The 4,304-nt window shown below is 47.7% G+C and carries 3 protein-coding genes; all 3 read left to right on the top strand.

What is annotated here, in order from left to right:
* The coding region (locus tag Q0231_RS07960) for a sigma-54 dependent transcriptional regulator (RefSeq protein WP_299346961.1) at window positions 1-1,251 on the top strand (1,251 nt) is incomplete at its 5' end.
* Between the two features lie 184 nt (window positions 1,252-1,435).
* Window positions 1,436-2,767: an extracellular solute-binding protein gene (locus Q0231_RS07955; RefSeq protein ID WP_269394567.1), complete on the top strand. Its 1,332-nt coding sequence runs from the start codon at window positions 1,436-1,438 to the stop codon at window positions 2,765-2,767.
* Between the two features lie 67 nt (window positions 2,768-2,834).
* Window positions 2,835-4,304 (top strand): iron ABC transporter permease (locus Q0231_RS07950; RefSeq protein ID WP_299346958.1); only part of this gene is annotated, 1,470 nt, incomplete at its 3' end.

Here is a 4,304-nt window from a genome sequence, read left to right as displayed (position 1 = left end):
ACTTTTTCTGACCCGACTGTTGCGTTGGAGCACATAAATCAAGGGCATGATGGTATTATTATCAGCGATGTTCGTATGCCTAATTTGGACGGTCACGCTTTGCTTGATGCGGTGCAAAAGATTGATCGCGATATTCCATTTGTCATGATCACTGGACATGGCCAGGTTACACAAGCAACCACCGCCATGAAGGCGGGTGCTTACGATTTCTTGGAGAAACCAATTGATCCCGATCAGCTGCATGCTGTTGTGGGGCGAGCTTTGGAAAAACGAAATCTGCATTTGCAGAATGAACGCTTCAAGTCCCTTTTATCGACCGGCGATCTTGAAGCGAAAATAATTGGTACTTCGAAACAGGCCCAGCAGTTGCGTCAGCAGGTTTCTGTGCTGGCGTCGCTTCATGTTGATCTGATAATCAAAGGTGAAACGGGCACGGGAAAAGACCTCGTTGCCAGATGTTTGCACGAGCATTCCCCGCGCAAAGATGGTCCCTTCGTTGCGGTCAATTGCGGAGCGTTGCCGGCGAGTTTGATTGATAGTGCATTTTTTGGCCATGAGCGCGGTGCATTCACCGGAGCTGAGGGGAGCCACAAGGGATACTTTGAAGTCGCCGATGGTGGCACATTGTTTTTGGATGAAGTGGAATCGATGCCCATTGCATTTCAGGCATTGCTGCTGCGGGTGTTGGAAACGCGAGAGGTGACGCGTCTTGGTAGCTCGCAAGTGATTAAATTGGATTTCAGAGTTGTTGCTGCGATCAAAGGTGAACTGAGCGAACTCGTGGATGAAAATCGTTTGCGCTCGGATTTAATGTATCGCTTAAATGTTGCTGCATTGGATTTACCTGATTTGGCTGAGCGCAAGCAGGACATTGAAATGCTGTTTTCTCGATTTGCAGAAGTGGCGGCGGTGACGCATGATCGGCCAGTTCCCGATCTTGACGAAAAAACACGGCGTTTGATCAAACTGCACAATTGGCCGGGCAATATTCGTGAACTTAAGAATGCGGCCGAGCGCTTTGTAATCGGACTGCCGTTCGATTTTATCGAAAGGCCGACCGGACGCGATGGTTCACCCGAGCAGGGTCTGGATGCCGCGTTAGCAAGTTTTGAGAAACAACGAATTCAAGATGCGCTAAATCAGTCAGACGGTGTCATTGGGGAGGCGGCCTCGCTCTTGTGTATCCCGCGTAAGAAACTCTACTTACGCATGAAAAAACACGGCATTTCAAAGCAGTTTCTATCAGATTAGTTTGGGTCAAAATTGACACATTTGCGTCGATATTTGAAATAGCTCAGACTTTTCGATGTTCTTTTGCGATTAAAAATTCTTTATAGTTCAAATGTTTAGCCGTTTTGGCTGAGTTGGCACACCCTTTGCAATTAATAGGCTGTAGGCGCAATCGCTTACGCGACATTAATTGGGAGGAAATTAAATGAATATACTGCGCAAAGTCTTATTGGCGAGCGTGGCGCTCACAACCATTGCAAGTTCTGTTGCGATGGCAGGTGAGAAGCTAGTTGTAGTGACATCTTTTCCAAAGACTCTAACCACTCCATTCGAGAATGGCTTTGAGGCCATGTATCCTGACATCGATGTTGAGGTGATCAACAAGTCGACTTCTTCTTCTGTGAAGTACATTCAGGAAACCGCAACGTCAAACACCAGCGACATCTTTTGGGCATCCGCACCTGATGCGTTTGAAGTGCTCAAAGGCGATAATTTGCTGATCAAATCTGGTGTGTCAAACGCAAAAATTCCATCTGATGTTGGTGGTTATCCCATTAACGACCCAGATGGTTTTTACAACGGTTTTGCTGCTGCAGGCTACGGCATAATGTACAACGAACGGTATTTGGCTGCCAAGAATTTGCAACCTGCACAACAATGGGATGATCTGCAAAAGGCTGAGTACTATGGACATGTGGGCATGTCTGCCCCATCTCGTTCTGGCACAACTCATCTAACAGTTGAAACCCTTATACAAGGGGATGGATGGGAAGAAGGATGGTCCAAGTGGAAGTTCATTGCGGGTAACTTCTCCAACGTTACAGAACGTAGTTTTGGTGTTCCCGATGGTGTGAACTCTGGCCAATTTGGCTTGGGTATTGTTATTGATTTCTTCGGGCTTGCCTCTCGAGCATCTGGTTTTCCAGTTGATTTTATCTACCCGGAAACAACTGCGATCGTTCCAGCAAACGTTGGCGTTATTGCCAATGCGCCAAACGAGGATGCAGCGAAAGCGTTCATTTCATATCTTTTGTCTGTTGAAGGGCAAGAGCTTTTGATGCTGCCTGAAATTCGCCGTCTACCTGTAAACGCAGACGCATATTTTAATGCGCCAGAAGGTTTCCCCAATCCATTTGACGGTTCAATCAAAGCTTCTGTGAGTTTTGACGTGAACAAGTCTGGGGACCGTTACAATGTGGTCAATTCGCTCTTTGACGTGATGATTACCTATAGATTGGACGATTTGCGCGCTGCTGTGCGGGCCGTGCAGTTGGCTGAAGAAAAGCTTGGCGACAAAGACAATGCACAAGCAAGAGCCTTGATTGCTGAAGCACGTGCATTGATCGCTGAAATGCCAATTGACGAAGCAAAGTCTTTGGATCCTGATTTTTCGGCGATCTTTAAGAAAAAGCGTAAAGCAGCGACCGACGTTATTGAAGGTCGTCAGGCAGAAATCGAGCAACAGTGGGATGCAATGGTAGTGGCAAACTACAAACGCGCCACAGAGCTCGCAAATGAAGCTGCTAGCCTTTTGTAGCTTCCTCCCTCCGAGGGTGTGCTGACGCAAACTGCGTCAGCACATTCTGTCTGTCAAAGGACCCATCATGGATACGTCATCTTTACGTGCCGGCCAAGAGCCGCGCACAAAGCGATCCCTCACGGATCGTTTGTTCCCATCTTTATCGGGGACCGCCCTTGCTGCCATCTTTATCGCCACTCTGCTCTTTGGCTTTCTCATCTTGCCGGTTGCCAAGGTTATCTATGTTGCATTCCTTGATCCCAATTCAGGTGCAATAACACTTCAAAATTTTGGCGATTTCTTTTCGTCGGCACTCTTTCGAGAGTCGTTTTTCAACTCGTTCTATGTTTCCGCGATGTCGGTTGTGCTGGCGAGTGTTTTTGCTCTGCCGCTAGCCTACATAACGTCACGCTTTGAGTTTAGTGGCGCCATGGTTATTCAGAGTCTTGGTTTTATACCGTTGATCATGCCGCCTTTTGTTGGCGCAATCGCAATGCAGTTGCTGTTTGGTCGCAACGGATCGTTCAATTTGCTGCTATCCAACTACGGCATCAACATTCCCTTTATGGAGGGTTTGAATGGCGTCATTTTGGTCCAAAGTGTGCACTATTTTCCATTCATTCTGATCAATCTTTCTGCAAGCTTGCGCAATATTGACCGATCAATGGAAGAAAGCGCGCAGAACCTTGGAGCGCATGGATTACGCCTGTTTAGACGAGTGGTATTTCCTTTGGCGGCACCAGGGTATCTTGCAGGGGCTTCATTGGTGTTCATCAAAGTGTTTGATGATCTTGGTACACCCCTCCTATTGAACGTCAATAATATGCTCGCCCCCCAAGCGTACTTGCGCATTTCATCCATTGGGATTTCCGATCCAATGGGGTATGTGATCTCATTTATCCTTGTGGCATTTTCTGTGTTTTCATTGTGGGCAAGCTTTTTGCTAATGCGTGGCAAAGACTATGCGACCACTCAAAAAGGTGGTGGTGGACTAAGTCGGCGAAAACTATCGACGCGCGAAAATGTTGTTGCCTACGCAATCGTAATCGCAATTCTATTGCTTGTTTTGTCGCCGCATATCGCACTTGGTTTGTTGGCATTTGGGACCATTTGGTCTTACAGCCCCTTGCCAGATGGATATACGCTTGAGAACTTCAATACAATGTTTGGCCAATCCGGCGCGTACATCAAAAACACGTTGGTTTATGCAGGCGCTGCGGCCTTTTTGGACATCGTGCTTGCGACCGCAATTGCCTATATCGTGCTGCGAACCAAAATTGTGGGTCGCAAGTGGTTGGACTATATGGCGACAGCGGCGCTCGCTGTTCCCGGCGTTGTGCTTGGCATCGGCTATTTGAGGACCTTTAACGACTTTAATGTTCCGTTTGTTGATAAGCCTCTTGCGAGTTGGTGGGTGATTATCGTTGTTGCGCTAATGATCCGGCGGTTGCCTTACGCATTGCGAGCCTGCATGGCAGCGCTTCAGCAAGTCAGCATTGCATTGGAAGAGGCAGCCGAAAATCTTGGTGCTACACGTTCACGGACCATTCGAAAA

The organism is uncultured Maritalea sp., from assembly GCF_937139385.1.
Lineage (GTDB): Bacteria > Pseudomonadota > Alphaproteobacteria > Rhizobiales > Devosiaceae > Maritalea > Maritalea porphyrae_A.
The sequence above is the reverse complement of the archived record's forward strand: the minus strand, read 5'-3'. Positions and strand labels throughout refer to the sequence as shown.

Coding starts and splice junctions, on each gene's coding strand:
- Q0231_RS07955 (WP_269394567.1), top strand. CDS start 1,436: ATGAATATACTGCGCAAAGTCTTATTGGCGAGCGTGGCGCTCACAACC.